The 17,062-nt window shown below is 73.4% G+C and carries 19 protein-coding genes and 1 pseudogene; 18 read left to right on the forward strand and 2 right to left on the reverse strand.

All coding sequences use genetic code 11. From position 1 onward, the window contains the following. From IPT68_RS30430 to IPT68_RS30450, 5 genes and pseudogenes are all read left to right on the forward strand, one after another. Complete coding sequence (locus IPT68_RS30430; RefSeq protein ID WP_189698243.1) at nt 1–1,965, forward strand: S9 family peptidase; 1,965 nt, start codon at nt 1–3, stop codon at nt 1,963–1,965. Beyond that, nucleotides 1,962–2,885, forward strand: a complete 924-nt coding sequence (locus IPT68_RS30435) for a S66 peptidase family protein (RefSeq protein ID WP_189698242.1) — start codon at nt 1,962–1,964, stop codon at nt 2,883–2,885. Before IPT68_RS30430 ends, IPT68_RS30435 begins: the two co-directional genes overlap by 4 nt. Before the next feature lie 261 nt (nt 2,886–3,146). Continuing rightward, nucleotides 3,147–3,618, forward strand: a pseudogene (locus IPT68_RS30440) (CocE/NonD family hydrolase C-terminal non-catalytic domain-containing protein); the annotation flags it as partial. 74 nt (nt 3,619–3,692) lie between these two features. After that, a complete protein-coding gene (locus tag IPT68_RS30445) occupies nt 3,693–4,244 on the forward strand; it encodes a GNAT family N-acetyltransferase (RefSeq protein WP_189698241.1) in 552 nt (183 codons plus the stop codon). Nucleotides 4,245–4,604: 360 nt separating this feature from the next. Continuing rightward, the gene (locus tag IPT68_RS30450; RefSeq protein WP_189698240.1) at nt 4,605–5,141 is read left to right on the forward strand and encodes a phage holin family protein; all 537 of its coding nucleotides are present in this window, start codon (nt 4,605–4,607) and stop codon (nt 5,139–5,141) included. Nucleotides 5,142–5,283: 142 nt separating this feature from the next. Here IPT68_RS30450 and IPT68_RS30455 read toward each other — a convergent pair whose 3' ends face one another. Then, a complete protein-coding gene (locus IPT68_RS30455) occupies nt 5,284–6,246 on the reverse strand; it encodes an LLM class F420-dependent oxidoreductase (RefSeq protein ID WP_189698239.1) in 963 nt (320 codons plus the stop codon). Between the two features lie 163 nt (nt 6,247–6,409). Between IPT68_RS30455 and IPT68_RS30460 the strand changes: the two genes are divergently transcribed. From IPT68_RS30460 to IPT68_RS30520, 13 genes are all read left to right on the forward strand, one after another. Then, complete coding sequence (locus IPT68_RS30460) at nt 6,410–7,969, forward strand: NAD(P)/FAD-dependent oxidoreductase (protein WP_189698238.1); 1,560 nt, start codon at nt 6,410–6,412, stop codon at nt 7,967–7,969. Further along, nucleotides 7,966–9,813, forward strand: a complete 1,848-nt coding sequence (locus IPT68_RS30465) for a transketolase (RefSeq protein ID WP_189698237.1) — start codon at nt 7,966–7,968, stop codon at nt 9,811–9,813. The genes IPT68_RS30460 and IPT68_RS30465 overlap by 4 nt, the downstream gene beginning before the upstream one ends. Next, nucleotides 9,810–10,736 (forward strand): non-homologous end-joining DNA ligase, encoded by a 927-nt coding sequence (gene ligD / locus IPT68_RS30470; RefSeq protein WP_189698236.1) that lies wholly within the window; start codon nt 9,810–9,812, stop codon nt 10,734–10,736. Before IPT68_RS30465 ends, ligD begins: the two co-directional genes overlap by 4 nt. A gap of 135 nt (nt 10,737–10,871) precedes the next feature. After that, nucleotides 10,872–11,225 carry a gas vesicle protein GvpO gene (locus IPT68_RS30475; RefSeq protein WP_189698235.1) on the forward strand — a complete coding sequence of 118 codons (354 nt, stop codon included), beginning with the start codon at nt 10,872–10,874 and terminating at the stop codon, nt 11,223–11,225. A gap of 46 nt (nt 11,226–11,271) precedes the next feature. Next, nucleotides 11,272–11,697: a gas vesicle structural protein GvpA gene (locus IPT68_RS30480; RefSeq protein ID WP_189698234.1), complete on the forward strand. Its 426-nt coding sequence runs from the start codon at nt 11,272–11,274 to the stop codon at nt 11,695–11,697. Then, nucleotides 11,694–12,467, forward strand: coding sequence for a GvpL/GvpF family gas vesicle protein (locus IPT68_RS30485; protein WP_189698233.1), 774 nt, complete (start codon nt 11,694–11,696; stop codon nt 12,465–12,467). Before IPT68_RS30480 ends, IPT68_RS30485 begins: the two co-directional genes overlap by 4 nt. A gap of 4 nt (nt 12,468–12,471) precedes the next feature. After that, a complete protein-coding gene (locus tag IPT68_RS30490; protein ID WP_189698232.1) occupies nt 12,472–12,735 on the forward strand; it encodes a gas vesicle protein GvpG in 264 nt (87 codons plus the stop codon). Beyond that, nucleotides 12,732–13,421: a DNA primase gene (locus IPT68_RS30495; RefSeq protein ID WP_189698231.1), complete on the forward strand. Its 690-nt coding sequence runs from the start codon at nt 12,732–12,734 to the stop codon at nt 13,419–13,421. Before IPT68_RS30490 ends, IPT68_RS30495 begins: the two co-directional genes overlap by 4 nt. Beyond that, a complete protein-coding gene (locus tag IPT68_RS30500) occupies nt 13,418–14,518 on the forward strand; it encodes an SRPBCC family protein (protein WP_189698230.1) in 1,101 nt (366 codons plus the stop codon). The genes IPT68_RS30495 and IPT68_RS30500 overlap by 4 nt, the downstream gene beginning before the upstream one ends. Next, nucleotides 14,515–14,841, forward strand: coding sequence for a gas vesicle protein (locus IPT68_RS30505; RefSeq protein ID WP_189698229.1), 327 nt, complete (start codon nt 14,515–14,517; stop codon nt 14,839–14,841). The genes IPT68_RS30500 and IPT68_RS30505 overlap by 4 nt, the downstream gene beginning before the upstream one ends. Further along, complete coding sequence (locus IPT68_RS30510; RefSeq protein WP_189698228.1) at nt 14,838–15,644, forward strand: GvpL/GvpF family gas vesicle protein; 807 nt, start codon at nt 14,838–14,840, stop codon at nt 15,642–15,644. Before IPT68_RS30505 ends, IPT68_RS30510 begins: the two co-directional genes overlap by 4 nt. Next, nucleotides 15,641–15,829, forward strand: coding sequence for a gas vesicle protein (locus tag IPT68_RS30515; protein WP_189698227.1), 189 nt, complete (start codon nt 15,641–15,643; stop codon nt 15,827–15,829). The genes IPT68_RS30510 and IPT68_RS30515 overlap by 4 nt, the downstream gene beginning before the upstream one ends. Then, nucleotides 15,826–16,110 carry a gas vesicle protein K gene (locus tag IPT68_RS30520; protein ID WP_180686887.1) on the forward strand — a complete coding sequence of 95 codons (285 nt, stop codon included), beginning with the start codon at nt 15,826–15,828 and terminating at the stop codon, nt 16,108–16,110. Before IPT68_RS30515 ends, IPT68_RS30520 begins: the two co-directional genes overlap by 4 nt. Nucleotides 16,111–16,212: 102 nt before the next feature. Here the strand turns inward: IPT68_RS30520 and IPT68_RS30525 are convergent, their stop codons facing one another. Then, nucleotides 16,213–17,034 carry a methyltransferase domain-containing protein gene (locus IPT68_RS30525; RefSeq protein WP_189698226.1) on the reverse strand — a complete coding sequence of 274 codons (822 nt, stop codon included), beginning with the start codon at nt 17,032–17,034 and terminating at the stop codon, nt 16,213–16,215. Nucleotides 17,035–17,062: the final 28 nt, after the last annotated feature.

Consider the following 17,062-nt stretch of genomic DNA (forward strand, 5'->3'; position numbering starts at 1 on the left):
ATGGGGGAGAACGTGCACACCCTGCCGTACGGTTCCTGGCCGTCGCCCATCGCTGCGGAGCTCGCCGCCGCGCACGACGGGCACCCGGAGTTCGTGGGCTTCGTCGGCGACGAGGCGTGGTGGACCGAGCCACGGCCCACCGAGGGCGGCCGGCGCACGCTGGTGCGGCGGCACGCCGACGGCACGGAGGAGTCCGTGCTGCCCGCGCCGTGGAACGTGCGCAGCCGGGTCATCGAGTACGGCGGACAGCCCTGGGCCGGCACCCTCGTCGACGGGCGCCCCGTGGTGGTGTTCGTGCACTTCGCCGACCAGCGGCTGTACCGGTACGAGGAGGGCGGCGAGCCGCGTCCGCTGACCCCCGTGTCGCCGGTGGGCGGCGGGCTGCGGTGGGTCGATCCGCAGCTGCGCGTGGAGCGCGGCGAGGTGTGGTGCGTGCTGGAGGAGTTCACCGGCGACGGACCCACCGACGTGCGGCGCGTCCTGGCGGCCGTGCCGCTGGACGGCTCCGCCGCCGAGGACCGGGCCGCCGTACGCGAACTCGCCGGTGAGCGGCACCGTTTCGTCACCGGCCCCCGTCTCTCGCCCGACGGGCGGCGCGCGGCGTGGCTCGCCTGGGACCACCCGCGCATGCCGTGGGACGGTACGGAACTGGTGCTCGCCGACGTGACGGACGACGGCACGCTGACCGCGCCCCGCACGGTCGCCGGCGGCCCCGAGGAAGCCGTAGCGCAGGCGGAGTTCGACGCCGGCGGCGCCCTGCTGTACGTCAGCGACCGCACCGGCTGGTGGAACCTCTACCGCGACGGCGAACCGCTGTGCCCGCGCGAGGAGGAGTTCGGCGGGCCGCTGTGGCGCATCGGCCACCGCTGGTTCGCGCCGCTGGACAGCGGACTCGTCGCCGTCGTGCACGGCCGCGGCGCCACCGCCCTGGGCATACTCGACCCGGAGACCGGCGAGGTCGTCGACGCGGCCGGCCCCTGGACCGAGTTCGCACCCGCCCTCGCGGTGCACGGCGAGCGGGTCGTCGCCGTCGGCGCCAGCCCGCGCAGCGCCTACGAGGTCGTCGAACTGGACGCCCGCACCGGCCGGGCCCGGGTGATCGGCGCCGAGCACGACGACGTGGTGGACCCGGCGTACTATCCCGAACCGCAGATCCGCACCTTCACCGGACCCGCCGGACGCGAGATCCACGCGCACGTCTACCCGCCGCACCACCCCGGCTGCACCCCGCCCGGCGCCGAGCTGCCGCCGTACGTCGTCTGGGCGCACGGCGGGCCCACCAGCCGCGCCCCGCTCGTGTTGGACCTCCAGATCGCCTACTTCACCTCGCGCGGCATCGGGGTCGCCGAGGTCAACTACGGCGGCTCGACCGGCTACGGACGGGAGTACCGGGAGCGGCTGCGCGAACAGTGGGGCGTCGTCGACGTCGAGGACTGCGCGGCCGTCGCGCTGGCCCTCGCCGAGGAGGGCACCGCCGACCCCGGCCGGCTCGCGGTGCGCGGCGGCAGCGCGGGCGGCTGGACCACGGCCGCGTCGCTCACCATGACCGACGTGTACGCCTGCGGCACGATCATCTACCCGATCCTCGACCTCACCGGCTGGGCGACGGGGGAGACCCACGACTTCGAGTCGCAGTACCTGGAGAGCCTGGTCGGACCGCTCGCCGAGGTGCCCGGGCGGTACGCGCAGCGCTCGCCCGCCGAGCACGCCGACCGGATCACCGCGCCGTTCCTGCTGCTCCAGGGCCTGGACGACGTGATCTGCCCGCCCTCCCAGTGCGAGCGGTTCCTCGACCGGATGGAGGGGCGGCGCGTGCCGCACGCGTACATCGCGTTCGAGGGCGAGGGGCACGGGTTCCGGCGGGCGGACACCATGATCCGTGCGCTGGAGGCGGAACTCTCCCTGTACGCCCAGGTGTTCGGGCTCAATCCGCCCGGGGTGCCGACGCTGGAGCTGACCAAGTGAGAGAGCTGGTACGACCGCCCCGGCTGGCCCCCGGGGCGCGGGTGGCCGTCGTCGCGCCGAGCGGTCCGGTGCCCGAGGAACGGCTGCAGAACGGGCTCGACGTGCTGCGCGGCTGGGACCTCGACCCGGTGGTGGCACCCCATGTGCTGGACCGGCACGGCGAGTTCCCCTACCTGGCGGGCACGGACGCCGACCGGGCCGCCGACTTCCAGGACGCCTGGTGCGACCCGTCGGTGGCCGCCGTGCTGTGCGCCCGTGGCGGGTACGGGGCGCAGCGGATGGTGGACCTGCTCGACTGGGAGGCGCTGCGGGCGGCTGGACCGAAGGTGCTGGTCGGCTTCAGTGACGTCACCGCCCTGCACGAGGCCTTCGCCACCCGGCTCGGCCTGGTCACCCTGCACGGGCCGATGGCGGCCGGGGTCGACTTCATCAAGAACGCGCGGGCCCAGGAGCACCTGAAGGCCACGCTGTTCGCGCCGGAGACGGTCCGCACGATCGCCTCCGGCGGTGCCGCGCTGGTTCCCGGTCGGGCGCGGGGCGTCCTCCTCGGCGGCTGTCTGAGCCTGCTCGCCGCCGAACTGGGCACCCCGCACGCCCGGGCCGGCGCACAGGGCGGACTGCTCTGCCTGGAGGACGTGGGGGAGGAGACGTACCGGCTGGACCGCTGCCTCACCCAGCTCCTGCGCGCGGGCGTGCTCGACGGGGTGCGCGGGGTGCTGCTCGGGTCGTGGGAGCGGTGCGGTCCCTACGACCGGGTGCGCGCCCTGCTCGCCGAGCGGCTGGGCGGGCTCGGGGTGCCGGTCGTGGAGGAGTTCGGGTTCGGCCACTGTGAGGGGGCGCTGACGATTCCGTTCGGAGTCGCGGGCGAACTCGACGCGGACGCGGGCACCCTGACCCTGGACGCGCCGGCCCTGCGGTGAGCCGGTGCGACCGAGGCGTCGTCGAGCCGACGGAACTGAAACGCCGTCAAGAAACGTCCTTTACGGTGATTCACCCCGTCTGACACGTGTCACAGCATGACAACCGGCCAGTCCGCACGGGCCGGTGTGCGGGTTGTCCTCAGCGTGGAGGTCTCGTGTCCCGACGTGTGCCCAGGTCCCGCGCCGCCCTCCTCGGCGCCGTGCTCACCGCACCCCTCGCCCTCACCGTTCCCGCCACCGCCGCGACCGGCCAGTGCACCCAGCCACTCGGAGGCCTCCCTGGCCGGGCTGATCGGGCTGCCGGACCCGGCGCCGTACGACACCAGGGGCACCTACCTGGCCTGGACCGGTGCGCCGCTCGCGCGGGCCGTGGACGTCGTGGGAGCGCCCCGGGCCAGGCTGAGGGTCCTCTCGCCGCAGGCCGAGCGGACGCAGACGTCCGGCGACGCCGCCGACAAGCTGGTGCTGTTCGCCAAGCTGTACGACGTCGCCCCGGACGGCACCCAGACCGGTCCACCGGCTGGTCGCGCCGGTCCGGGTGCCGGACGTGCGCAAGCCGTTCACGGTGACGCTGCCGACGATCGTGCACCGCCACGAGCGGGGGCACCGGCTGCGATTCCTGATCGCCGCCAGTGACGGGGCGTACTTCGGCAACGGGGGCGTCAAACCGGTGACCGTGGTCGGCGCGCCCGACGACACCGGGGTGCTTCGGCTGCCGGTGGTCCGCGACTGACCCGTCGGCGCGCTGTGCCGGGCTGCCGGTCACCGGGCGGGGCGGCGGTCCACGGCCGGTCGTAGGGTGGCGGAATGCCGCACATCGCGTCCCGTTACCTGGCGCAGGGCCCCCGCGTGGGCATACGCCACTTCACCCACGAGGACGGCGCGGAGTTCACCGCGCGGGTCCGCGAGAGCAAGGACCTGCACCAGCCGTGGCTCTTCCCGCCGGACACCGCCGAGGACTACATCCACTACGCGGGCCGGCTGATCAAGGACCCGACGAAGGCCGGGTTCCTGGTCTGCGAGAGGGACACGGGCGCCCTCGCCGGATACATCAACATCAACAACATCGTCCGCGGCGCGTTCCAGAGCGGTGCTCTCGGATACGGCGCCTTCGCGCACGCCGCCGGGCGGGGCCTGATGCGCGAAGGGCTGAACCTGGTGATCGACCACGCCTTCGGGCCGCTGCGGCTGCACCGGCTGGAGATCAACGTGCAGCCCGGCAACGCCGCGTCCATCGCCCTGGCCCGCGCCTGCGGGTTCCGCCTGGAGGGCTTCTCGCCGAACATGCTCTTCATCGACGGCGCCTGGCGGGACCACGAACGCTGGGCGCTCACCGCCGAGATGCGCCACGGCAGTTGATCCAACCGGCGTCGAGGCCGGTGACCGAACAGGGCACGGCGGGCGAGCGGCGCACGGACGCAGGCGCGGGCGCCGTTGCGCAATCCTGACCGCCGCCGCGTTGGGGCCGGAGGCCGGTTCGCGCTCGTCGAGGCCGGGCTGCTGCCGCCCGCCGCCCGGACGGTACGACTTCCGGACGCGGTCTCCCACGCCTTGAGGGAGGGCAGGCCCGCCGCGTCCCACGTCCTGAGGGAGGGCAGGCCCGCCGCGTCCCACGTCCTGAGGGAGGGCAGGCGCGGTCTCGCCCCGGCCAGGGCGTGCGGGGCGCATACCCCCCGGGAGGTGGCGTTACGCGGAGGTGGCCACGGGTACCCGACCGCCATGGACCGCATGGATCATCTGGAGCACCTGGACAAGCACCTGGTGGACGAGCTGGCACAGGTCGCGCGGGAGACGATCCGCGACGAACTGCGACAGCAGACCCGCAAGCAGCGGCGCAAGGCCACGCTGTACGCCGCGTCCGGAGCCGTCGCGCTGTACGCGGGCGCGGCCGTCGCCCTGGCGGTCGGCCTGGCGCTCGCCGCCGTGCTGCCCGACTGGGCCGCCGCGCTGATCACCGCGGCGATCCTCGCCGTGGTCGCCTACCTGCTGCGCGGCGCGGCCAGGCCGCACGCCCCCGGGACGCCGCACGGGCGCGCCGAAATGGCGGCGGACCGCGCGCACGGCGCCGCCCCGCCCGTCGGCCCCGGCAACGCGCCGTACCCGCCGGTGCCGTCCGCACCGCCCACCCCGCCCGGGCGGGCCACCGCGCCGACCGACGCGCCGGGGGCGGACACGCCGGGGCCGGGCGCCCCGGCACCGGGCCCGCTGCTGCGGCCGGACCGCATCGACCCCGAGAACCCGCACCACCGGGCCTGACAGGGGGTGCGCAGACCCACCGAACGGAGCTTGACCGTCGTCGTGACCGGAGAGCGGGCCGGGCCACGGCGGCGGCTCCGTCGCGCGGGGCGACCGGCTCACCCTGTCGCCGGCGATCCCGTCGCAGCCGGCCGGTCCGCGGTCAGCGGCTCTGCTGGAGTTGGGGCAGCACCTTCGCGCGGTAGAAGTCGAAGAAGGCGCGCTGGTCCGGGCCGATCTGGTTGACGTAGATCCGGTCGAAGCCCGCCTCGGCGAACGCGCCGAGCGCGCGCACGTGCTCGTCGACGTCGTCGCCGCAGACCGTGTTCTCCCGGATCATGTCCTCGGTGACCAGCGGCTGGAGCTGCTCGAAGTGGCGCGGCGAGGGCAGGACCTGACCCATCTCGCCGGGCAGCAGCTCGTTCGACCACAGTCGGCGGACCGTGCGGACCGCCTCGTCGCGGTCGGTGCCGTAGCAGACCTTCGTCCCGCCGCTCACCGGCTTCCCGCCCCCGCCGCCCTTGCGGAACTGCTCCACCATCGACTGCTCCGGCGTCATCGTGATGTAGCCGTCGCCCACGCGCGCCGCGAGGGCCGTCGCCTTCGGGCCGAAGCCGGAGATGTCGATCGGGACGGGCTCGTCGGGGACCGTGTACAGGCGGGCGTTCTCCACCGTGTAGTGCGTCCCGTAGTGGCTGATCTCGTCGCCCGTGAACAGCTTGCGCATCACCTGGACGGCCTCCTCCAGCATGTCCATCCGGACGGAGGCGGGCGGCCAGGTGTGGCCGAGGATGTGCTCGTTGAGCGCCTCGCCCGTGCCCACGCCCAGGCGGAACCGCCCGTTGGTCAGCACCGCGCTGGTCGCGGCGGCCTGCGCCACCACCGCCGGGTGGATGCGGACCGTCGGGCAGGTCACCGCCGTCTCGACCGGCAGGGACACCGCCTGGGAGATCGCGCCGATCACCGACCACACGAACGGGCTCTGCCCCTGGGCGTCGTTCCACGGGTGGTAGTGGTCCGAGATCCACAGGGACTCGAATCCGGCCTGCTCGGCCATCCGCGCCTGCTCCACCAACTCCGCGGGGCCGAACTCCTCACAGGACAGGAAACAGCCGTACTCGGGCATGGGCGGCACCTCCGCGTCAGGCGCTGCGGGGCAGGTCGCCGGCCGGGTAACCGGCCTCCGGGGCGGCAAACGCCCGGCCGAACGGGGGGTCCGCCCGGGTTTGGGTGCCCTGACCAGGGGGACGCGGAAAACCTCGTACGAGACGACCGCCGGAGGCGAAACCGTGAGTCGACCCCGCATCGTGATCGTCGGTGCCGGCTTCGCCGGCTACCGGACGGCCCGCGAACTGTCGCGGCTGTCCCGGGGCAAGGCCGACATCACCCTGCTCAACCCGACCGACTACTTTCTGTATCTGCCGCTGCTGCCCCAGGTGGCCGCCGGGATCCTGGAGCCGCGCCGGGTGACCGTCTCCATCTCCAGCACCCTGCCACGGGTGCGGCTCGTCCTCGGCGAGGCCGACGGCATCGACCTCGACGCGCGGACCGTGCACTACTCCGACCCCGAGGGCGGGAGCGGCACGCTGGAGTACGACCGGCTGGTGCTCGCCGCCGGCAGCGTCAACAAACTGTTGCCCATCCCCGGCGTCGCCGAGCACGCGCACGGCTTCCGCGGCCTGCCCGAGGCGCTGTACCTGCGCGACCACGTGACCCGGCAGGTGGAACTGGCGGCCGCCGCCGCCGACCCCAAGAGCTGTGCCTCTCGCTGCACCTTCGTGGTGGTCGGCGCCGGCTACACCGGGACCGAGGTCGCCGCGCACGGGCAGATGTTCACCGACGCGCAGGTGCGCAAGCAGCCCCTGCGCGAGGGCATGCGGCCCCGCTGGATCCTGCTGGACATCGCCCCGCGGGTCCTGCCCGAGTTGGACGAACGGCTCTCCCGCACCGCCGACCGGGTGCTGCGGCAGCGCGGTGTCGACGTGCGGATGGGGACCTCCGTGAAGGAGGCCACGCACGGCGGGGTGCTGCTCACCGACGGCGAGTACGTCGAGACCCGCACGCTCGTGTGGTGCGTGGGCGTCCGGCCCGACCCCCTCGCCCAGTCCCTCGAACTGCCCATGGAACGCGGGCGGCTGCTCGTCGACCCGTACCTGCAGGTGCCGGGCCGCCCCGAGGTGTTCGCCGTCGGGGACGCCGCCGCCGTGCCCGACCTCGACAACCCCGGTCAGTACACGCCGATGACGGCACAGCACGCCTGGCGCCACGGCAAGGTGTGCGCCCTCAACATCGCCGCGTCGTTCGGGGTGGGGGAGCGGCGGGCCTACCGGCACCGGGACCTGGGCTTCGTGGTGGACCTGGGCGGTGCCAAGGCGGCGGCGAACCCGCTGGGCGTGCCGCTGTCCGGGATCGCCGCCGGCGCGGTCACCCGCGGCTATCACCTCGCCGCCATGCCGGGGAACCGGGTGCGGGTGGCCGCGGACTGGCTGCTGGACGCGATGCTGCCGCGCCAGGCCGTGCAGTTGGGGCTCGTCCGCTCCTGGTCGGTGCCGCTGGACACGTCGTCGCCGGAGCTGGTGCGCGTGCCGAACGGGGCGGAGCCGCGGTCCGGGACCGCCGGTGGCGCCCGGAAGGGACCCGGCGCCGCGGCGTCCCCCGACGCCGACGCCGACTCCGCGAGGAACCGGCCGGGACAGGAGCCCGCGAAGAACCAGCCCGGCGGCGAACCGGCCCGCAACCAGCCCGGCGAGGAGCCGCCCGAGGGCGGGCCCGCCGGCGAGCCCGGCGCGGACCACCCCGCCCCGGGCCCCGTGAAGCGCACCGACACCCCCGACGAAGGAGACCGATGAACACCCGTGAACTCGTCGAGCTGGGCCAGCAGCTGCGCGTGGACAGCGTGCGGGTCTCCGCCGCCGCAGGTTCCGGGCATCCGACGTCGTCGATGTCCGCCGCCGACCTGATGGCCGTACTCCTGGCCAACCACCTGCGCTACGACTTCGAGCGTCCGGACCACCCGGGCAACGACCGCTTCGTGCTGTCCAAGGGACACGCCTCGCCGCTGCTGTACTCGGCCTACAAGGCGGCCGGCGCCGTCGACGACGCGGAGCTGCTCACCTTCCGGGCGCTGGGCAGCCGGCTCGAGGGGCACCCGACACCGCAGCGGCTGCCGTGGGTCGAGACGGCCACCGGATCGTTGGGGCAGGGCCTGCCGGTCGGCGTGGGGATCGCCCTGTCCGGCGGGCGGCTCGACCGCACGGACTACCGGGTGTGGGTGCTGTGCGGGGACAGTGAGCTGGCCGAGGGCTCCGTGTGGGAGGCCGCCGAGCACGCCGCGTTCGAGCACCTGGACAACCTCACCGCGATCGTCGACGTCAACCGGCTGGGCCAGCGCGGACCCACCCGGCACGGCCACGACCTCGACGCCTACGCCCGCCGCTTCCAGGCCTTCGGCTGGCACACCATCGAGATCGACGGGCACGACGTGGACGCGATCGACCGGGCGTACGGGGAGGCCATCTCGACCAAGGGCCAGCCGACCGCCGTCCTCGCCCGCACCTTCAAGGGCAAGGGCGTCGAGGCCGTCCAGGACCGTGAGGGGCTGCACGGCAAGCCGCTGCCCGACGCCGACGAGGCCATCGCCGAACTCGGCGGCCGCCGCGAGCTGCGCGTCACGGTGCAGGAGCCGCCCGCCGCGCGCCTGCTGCACGCCGTCGGCGAGAAGCACGTCGAGCTGCCCCGCTTCGACCTGGGCGAGGAGGTGGCGACCCGGGACGCCTACGGCAAGGCACTGGCCGCCCTCGGCGCCGGACGCGAGGACGTCGTCGCCCTCGACGGCGAGGTCAGCGACTCCACACGGGCCGAGGCCTTCGCCAAGGAGTACCCCGAGCGCTTCTTCGAGTGCTACATCGCCGAGCAGCAGATGGTCGCCGCCGCGGTGGGCCTGTCCACGCGCGGCTGGGTGCCGTACGCCTCCTCGTTCGCGGCCTTCCTCACGCGTGCGTACGACTTCGTCCGCATGGCCTCCGTCAGCGGGGCCGGGATCAACCTGGTCGGTTCGCACGCGGGCGTCGCGATCGGGCAGGACGGGCCCTCGCAGATGGGCCTGGAGGACCTGGCGATGTTCCGGGCCGTGCACGGCTCGACCGTGCTGTACCCGTGCGACGCCAACCAGACCGCCCGGCTCGTCGCCGCCATGGCCGACCTGGACGGCATCCGCTACCTGCGCACCTCGCGCGGCAGGAGCAGGGTGATCTACGGACCCGACGAGGAGTTCCCGGTGGGCGGCAGCAAGGTGCTGCGCTCCTCCGGGACCGACCGGCTGACCCTGGTCGCGGCGGGCGTCACCGTCCCCGAGGCGCTGGCCGCCGCCGGCGCGCTGGACCGCGAGGGCATCCAGGTGCGGGTGATCGACCTGTATTCGGTCAAGCCCGTCGACCGGCTGACGTTGCGTCAGGCCGCCGAGGACACCGGCTGCCTCATCACCGTCGAGGACCACCACGAGGAGGGCGGTCTCGGTGACGCGGTCCTCGACGCCTTCCTCGACGGCCGTCCCGTGCCCCGGCTGGTGCGTCTCGCGGTGCGGACGATGCCGGGGTCCGCCGCGCCCGACGAGCAGCTGCACGCCGCGGGCATCGACGCCGAGTCCATCGCCGCCGCCGTCCAACTGCTGGTGGAGCAGGCGGTCGTACGGTGAGCGGTGCCGACGCCGTCACCGTGCGGGCGGGCCGGCGCACGGTCGAGGTGCACCGGCCGGACAAGCTGCTCTTCCCCGGCGGCGGCGAGGCCAAGGAGTACACCAAGCGGGACCTCGTCGACTACTACCGGGCCGTCGCGCCGTTCATGCTGCCGCACCTGCGGGGCCGTCCGCTGATGCTCCAGCGGCATCCGGACGGCCTCGACGGCCCCCAATTCATGCAGAAGAACACGCCGGAGAGCTACCCGGAGTGGATCACCCGCGTCGAGGTGCCCAAGGAGGGCGGCACCGTCCGCCACACCGTCTGCGACGACGCCGCCACCCTCGTCCACCTCGCCGACCAGGCGTGCCTCACGCTGCACCGCTGGCTCTCCCGGTCCGACCGGCTCGACCGGCCGGACCGCATGGTGTTCGACCTGGACCCCTCCGGCGACTCCTTCGCGCCCGTGCGCGAGGCCGCCTGGCAGCTCGCGGACCTGCTCGACGAACTGAGGCTGCCGTCGGCGCTGATGACCACCGGCTCGCGCGGACTGCATGTCGTCGTGCCGCTCAACGGGCACCACGACTTCGACGAGGTGCGCGCGTTCGCCCGGGACGTCGCCGACACCCTGGCCGCCGCGCACCCCGACCGGCTCACCACCGCCGCCCGCAAGAAGGACCGCGGCGAGCGGCTCTACCTCGACGTGCAGCGCAACGGCTACGCGCAGACCGCCGTCGTGCCCTTCTCCGTACGGGCCCGGCCCGGCGCGCCGGTCGCCGTGCCCGTGGCCTGGGACCAGCTCGACCACCCTGGCTTCGGCCCGCGCCGCTGGACCCTCGCCGACGCCGTCGACCAGGCACGCACCAACCCCTGGGCCGGCGTGCCGAACCGCGGCCGCTCCCTCGGGCCGGCCCGGCGCAGGCTCAACGCCCTGCGCGGCTGAACCCGCGCAGCACCAGGTGTGCGTGGGCGACACATGCACCGCCCCTGCGCAGGCGTGATGCGCCCGGCCGCGAAAGCGTGCGCCTTCAGAAGGTTTGGCCAACGAAGCAGCGGCCACCCGAAGTTCGAGGTGGCCATGTCGAACACAAAGAACACGTCAGATTCGCAGAATTCACGTAACTCCCCCAAGGAGCAGGACGACAGTCCGGCGGACGACCGGCCGAGCCCCATGCAGGTACTGCGCAACGCGCGCACTCAGCTGGCGGAGCTCACCGGTATGGCCCCCGAGAACGTGTCGTCCTTCGAACAGACCGAGGACGGCTGGTCCTTGGAGGTCGAGGTCCTCGAACTGCCCCGGGTGCCCGACACGATGAGCCTGATGGCGAGCTACCAGGTCGACCTGGACCCCGACGGACAGCTCACCGGCTACCGGCGCGTTCGCCGTTACGAGCGCGGGCGGGCCGACTCACACAGGCCGGGCGGCCGCTAGGCCGCCCACCCGGAGCCACACCCAACGGATAGGAGGAACAGCCGGCATGACCGTTGTACCGGCACAGCAGACCGGCGGTGGAGGCGGCAGCAGCGGCCTCTACGACGTGCTTGAACTCGTTCTCGACAGGGGGCTCGTGATCGACGCCTTCGTCCGCGTCTCCCTGGTCGGCATCGAGATCCTGAAGATCGACGTCCGGGTCGTCGTCGCCAGCGTCGACACCTACCTGCGCTTCGCCGAGGCGTGCAACCGGCTCGACCTGGAGGCCGGCCCGCGCAAGAGCCCCGGCCTGCCCGACGTCGTCGGTCAGATCACCGAGTCCGGCGCGCGCGGCAAGTCCAAGGGCGCGCTGTCCGGCGCCGCGCAGACCATATCCGACGCCTTCAAGCAGGCCCGCGACGAGGGTGAGGCCGAGCCCCGGCCGCGCGCCCGCAGGACCACGTCCACGCGCCGCAGGGAGGAGCAGGAGTGAGCACCTACGTCTACGGCATCACCGCGAGCGCGCACCCCGCCCTCCCCGACGGCATGGGCGGCGTCGGCGACCCGGCCCGGCCCGTGCGCATCCTGAAGGAGGGCGACCTGGCGGCGATCGTCAGCGACGCGCCCGAGGGGCTGCGCCCCAAGCGCAAGGATCTGCTGGCCCATCAGAACGTGCTCGCGGAGGCCGGGTCGGCCGGATGCGTGCTGCCGATGCGGTTCGGCAGCGTCGCTCAGGACGACACGGCGGTCACGGGCGTGCTCGCCGAGCGCGCCGAGCACTACAAGGAGCGCCTGACAGCACTGGACGGGCGCATCGAGTACAACATCAAGGCCAACCACGTCGAGGAAGCGGTCCTGCACCACGTGATGGCCGAGAGCCCCGAGATCCGCGCGCTCGCCGAGGCCAACCGCACGTCCGGGGGCGGCAGTTACGAGGACAAGATCCGGCTCGGAGAGATGGTCGCGGCCGCGGTCAAGGCCAAGGAGGCCGGGGACGCCCACGCGCTCCAGCAGGCCCTGGAGCCGGTCGCGGAGGCGGTCAGCGTGGGCCCGGAGTCCACCGGCTGGCTGGCCAACGTGTCGTTCCTCGTGGACCGGGGGTCGGCGGAGAACTTCCTGGCCGCCGTGGAGCAGGCCCGCAAGGACCTGCCGCACCTGGAGGTGCGGGTGAACGGCCCGCTGCCCCCGTACAGCTTCGTCGAGCCCGGCCCCGCCGAGCCGGCGGGCAGCACGGCCGGCGGCGCGGAGACCGGGGCCGGGTGAGGACATGGGCCTGATCTCGGAGGTGCTGCTGCTGCCGTTCGCCCCGGTGCGCGGCAGCGCCTGGGCCATCGGACAGGTGCTCCACGAGGCGGAGCGGATCTACTACGACCCCGCCACGATCCGGGCCGAGCTGGCCCGGCTGGAGGAACGGCTGGAGGCCGGGGAGATCAGTGAGGAGGAGTTCGACCGGGAGGAGGACGAACTCCTCGACCGGCTGGAGATCGCTTCGCGCAACCGCGCGGGAACGGGCAACGGGACAACACCATGAACCGAGTGGGACTGGGCCTCGCGGTAGGGGCCGGATACGTCCTCGGACGGACGAGGAAACTGAAACTGGCGTTCGCCGTCGGCACGCTCGTCGCCGGCAAGCGGATGAACCTGGGCCCGCGGGCGCTCGCGGAACTGGTCTCCGGGCAGCTGCGCGACAATCCGCAGTTCAAGGAGATCGGAGACCAGCTCCGTCAGGACCTGCGGGGCGTGGGCGGCGCGGCGACGGGCGCCCTGGTGGAGCGGCGGCTCGACGCGCTCGCCGACCGTCTGCACGACCGGACGGCGGGCGTGCGGGAGCGGCTGAGCGGTGTCGTGCCGGGGCGACGGCAACTCGATTACGACGACGAGGACCGCTACGACGAGGACCGCTACGACGACGAGGGCCACGCGGAGCCGGACGACGACGAGCGGTACGACGACGAACCGGACGCCGGACGCTCCCGTGACGAGGCTCGCGGCACGGCGGATCCGGAGGAGTCCCCGGCCGAGCGGGCCGGGGCGAAGAAGGGGGCGGCGAAGAAGGCCGCCGACAAGGCGCCCGCGCGCAAGGCGGCCCCGGCGAAGAAGGCCGCCGCCAAGCGGACCGCCGCCCGCAAGACCGCCGCCTCGGGCAAGACGGCGGCACGGAAGACGGCCTCCGCGCGCGGCGCCGCCCGGATACCGAAGGGAGGCGGTGACCGATGACCGACACCCTCGGATCGGCCACGTCCACGGCGGGCCGTGCGGCCCGCGGCAACCCGCTCTCCGAGGTGGCCCACAGCGAGGCCGCCGACCGGCTGAAGGCGGAGGCGCAGGAGTACCTCGCCGCGCAGACCACCCGGGTGCTCACCGGCCTCGGCCGCAAGCTGGGCGAGACCACCGGCAGGCTGAACGACATCGCCGAGGGCCGCAGCCCCGGCTTCGCCAAGCTCGCCCTCGACGGCGGCCGCAAGCTCGCCGAGGGCAAGGGCCCGCTGCGCGCGGCGCTGGAGCTCGGCGCCTCACGGGCCAAGGACAACGTGGTCGGCGCGTTCAAGAACATGACCGGCGGCAAGGGCGGGCGCATGGGCGGCTCCGGCCACCGGCCCACCGTGATCATCGAGTACGTCGACGTCGGGGTGCCGCTGCGCACGGCGTACGACCAGTGGACCCGCTACCAGGACTTCAGCACCTTCGCCAAGGGCGTCAAGAGCGCGGAGCGCGCCGACGACACCACCTCGGACTGGCAGCTGAAGGTCTTCTGGTCCAACCGCAGCTGGAAGGCCCGCACCACCGAGCAGGTCCCCGACGACCGGATCGCCTGGACCTCGGAAGGCGCCAAGGGCACCACCAAGGGCGTGGTCTCCTTCCACCGGCTCGCCGACAACCTCACCAGGGTCCTGCTGGTGATCGAGTACTACCCGAAGGGCCTGTTCGAGAAGACCGGCAACCTCTGGCGTGCCCAGGGCCGCCGTGCCCGGCTCGACCTGAAGAACTTCGCCCGCCACATCACCCTGCGTGGTGAGGCGGAGGACGGCTGGCGCGGGGAGATCCGCGACGGCGAGGTCGTCCGCGGACACGACGAGGCGGTCGCCGAGGAGGAGGACGCCGAGCGGGACGAGGGCGGGTACGACGGGTACGACGAGTACGAGGAGTACGACGAGGACCGGGAACCCGAGGAGGAGTACGAGGACGGGGAACCCCGTGCGGAAGGGGAACACGGACCGGAGAACGAGACCGAGGAGAACGAGGAACCCGAGGAGCACGAGGAGACCGACGACGAGTACCGGGACGAGTACGCCGAGGCCCGGAGCCGTCGATGACGTCACCGACCCGCCTGCCCGACCCCTACGGCCACGACGGCGGCGCCAACCTCGCCGACATCCTGGAGCGGGTGCTCGACAAGGGCGTCGTCATCGCCGGCGACATCCGGATCAACCTGCTCGACATCGAGCTGCTCACCATCAAGCTGCGGCTCATCGTGGCCTCCGTCGACAAGGCGAAGGAGATGGGCATCGACTGGTGGGAGGACGACCCGGCCCTGTCGTCGGGCGCCCGCCGCAAGGAACTGGCCCGGGAGAACGCCGAGCTGCGCGAGCGGCTCGCGGCGCTGGAGACCGGCCGCGCACAGGAGGAGAGCCCATGACCGGACTGCGGTACGTGTACGCCGTCTGCCGCCCCTTCGGCGCGGCTCTGCAGTCCCAGCTGACGGGTGTCGCGGGCGCACCGCCCAAGCTGCTGCACCACCGCGGCCTGGTCGCGGTGGTCAGCTCGGTGCCGGAGCGGGACTTCGCCGAGGAGCCGCTGCACGCCCACCTGGAGGACCTGGACTGGCTCACCGCCACCGCCCGTGCCCACCAGGGCGTCATCGACGCGCTCACCACGGTGACGACGCCGCTGCCGCTCCGGCTGGGCACGGTCTTCCGGGACGACAGCGGCGTCAGGATGATGCTGGAGGCCCGCGAGGGCGACTTCCTGCGCACCCTGGACCGGCTGACGGGCCGGGTGGAGTGGGGCGTGAAGGTGTACGCCGAACCGGCGCCCGGCCAGTCCGCGGAGGCCGGCGAGCCCGCCGCGACGCCGCCGGGCCCGGGCGTGGAGAGCGGGCGGACGGCCGGGACGCCCATGTCCGGGCGGGACTATCTGCGACGGCGCAGCAGGAGTGTCAGGGAACGTGAGTCGGGGCTGCGCAAGGCGGAGGAGTTCGCGGAACGGCTGCACGAGAGGCTCGCCGCGCACGCCGAGGACGCACGGCTGCACGCGCCGCAGAGCGCCCAGCTGTCCGGGGCCTCGGGCCGCAACGTGCTGAACGCGGCCTACCTGGTGCCGCGCGCCGAGTCCGAGGAGTTCGTGGAGATCGTGGACCGCACCAAGGACGAGATGCCGGGAATCCGGGTGGAGCTCACCGGCCCCTGGGCGGCCTACTCCTTCGCGGGGGAGAAGCCGTGACGGTGATCGAACGCCGTGAGATCGCCCTGGTGGACCTGCTCGACCGGCTGCTGGCCGGCGGTGTGGTCATCACCGGCGACATCACGCTGCGCATCGCGGACGTCGACCTGGTCCGCGTCGACCTCAACGCGCTGATCAGCTCCGTGAACGCCCAGGTGCCCTCCCCCTGGGGTGATCCGACGTGACGGCTCCCCGCAAGCGGCTCGACCTGGAGCCGGACACGGTCGAACGTGACCTGGTCAAGCTGGTCCTGACCGTCGTGGAGCTGTTGCGCCAGCTGATGGAGCGGCAGGCGCTGCGCCGGTTCGACGAGGGCGACCTGAGCGAGGAGCAGGAGGAGCGGATCGGTCTCACGCTGATGCTGCTCGACGACCGCATGACGGAGCTGCGGGAGCGCTACGGTCTGCGGCCCGAGGACCTGAACCTGGACCTCGGGCCGCTGGGACCCCTGCTGCCGCGGGAGTGACAGCCGCCGCGGGAGGGACACCCCGGGGCCGGTTCACCACCGCCGGCAGCGGCCCCTGCCGCCGGACGCGGTCGTGCCGCGGACCGGGAATCCGAGGAGCCCTCAGCCCTCCTTGCGGCACAGGATCTCGCCGTGCAGGACGCCGAACCAGCCGTCGGCCGCTTTCCCCCACTCCCGCCAGGCCTCCGCCACGGCCCGCAACCGTTCGTCGGTGGCGTGACCGCCCTCGGTGGCCCGCCGGGCGTAGTCCGACGCCAGTGTCCGGTCGGCCCACAGGCCGCTCCACCACGCCCGCTCGTCCGGCGTCGAGAAGGTCCAGGTGCTGGACGTGGCCGTGATGTCGGTGAGCCCCGCCCGCAGCGCCCAGGCCTTCAGCCGCCGTCCGGCGTCCGGTTCGCCCCCGTTGGCGCGGGCCACCCGCCGGTACAGCCGGAGCCAGTCGTCCAGGCCGGGTGAGGCGGGGTACCAGGTCATCGCGGCATAGTCCCCGTCGCGGGCGGCGACGAATCCACCGGGTCCCGTCACCCTCGCCATCTCGCGCAGCGCCTGCACCGGATCGCCGACGTGCTGCAGAACCTGATGGGCGTGCACGACGCAGAACGTGTCGTCCGGGAAGTCCAGCGCGTGGACGTCGGCGACCGCGAAGTCGACGTTGGTGAGCCCTCGTTCGGCCGCCGTGGCCCGCGCCTGCTCCAGGATGCCCGGCTCGCGGTCCACACCCGTGACGTGTCCGTCCGGGACCAGCGCGGCCAGGTCGGCGGTGATGGTGCCGGGACCGCAGCCGACGTCCAGGATGCGCATGTGCGGCCTCAGGGAGCCCAGGAGGTACGCCGCCGAGTTGGCGGCCGTCCGCCAGGTGTGCGAACGGAGCACGGATTCGTGGTGCCCGTGCGTGTAGACGGCGGTCTCCTGCGCTTTCGGCATGGCGGTACCCCTTCTCGTCGGACCGGTT

Origin of the sequence: Streptomyces chromofuscus, from assembly GCF_015160875.1 — a bacterium.
Classification (GTDB): Bacteria; Actinomycetota; Actinomycetes; order Streptomycetales; family Streptomycetaceae; genus Streptomyces; species Streptomyces chromofuscus.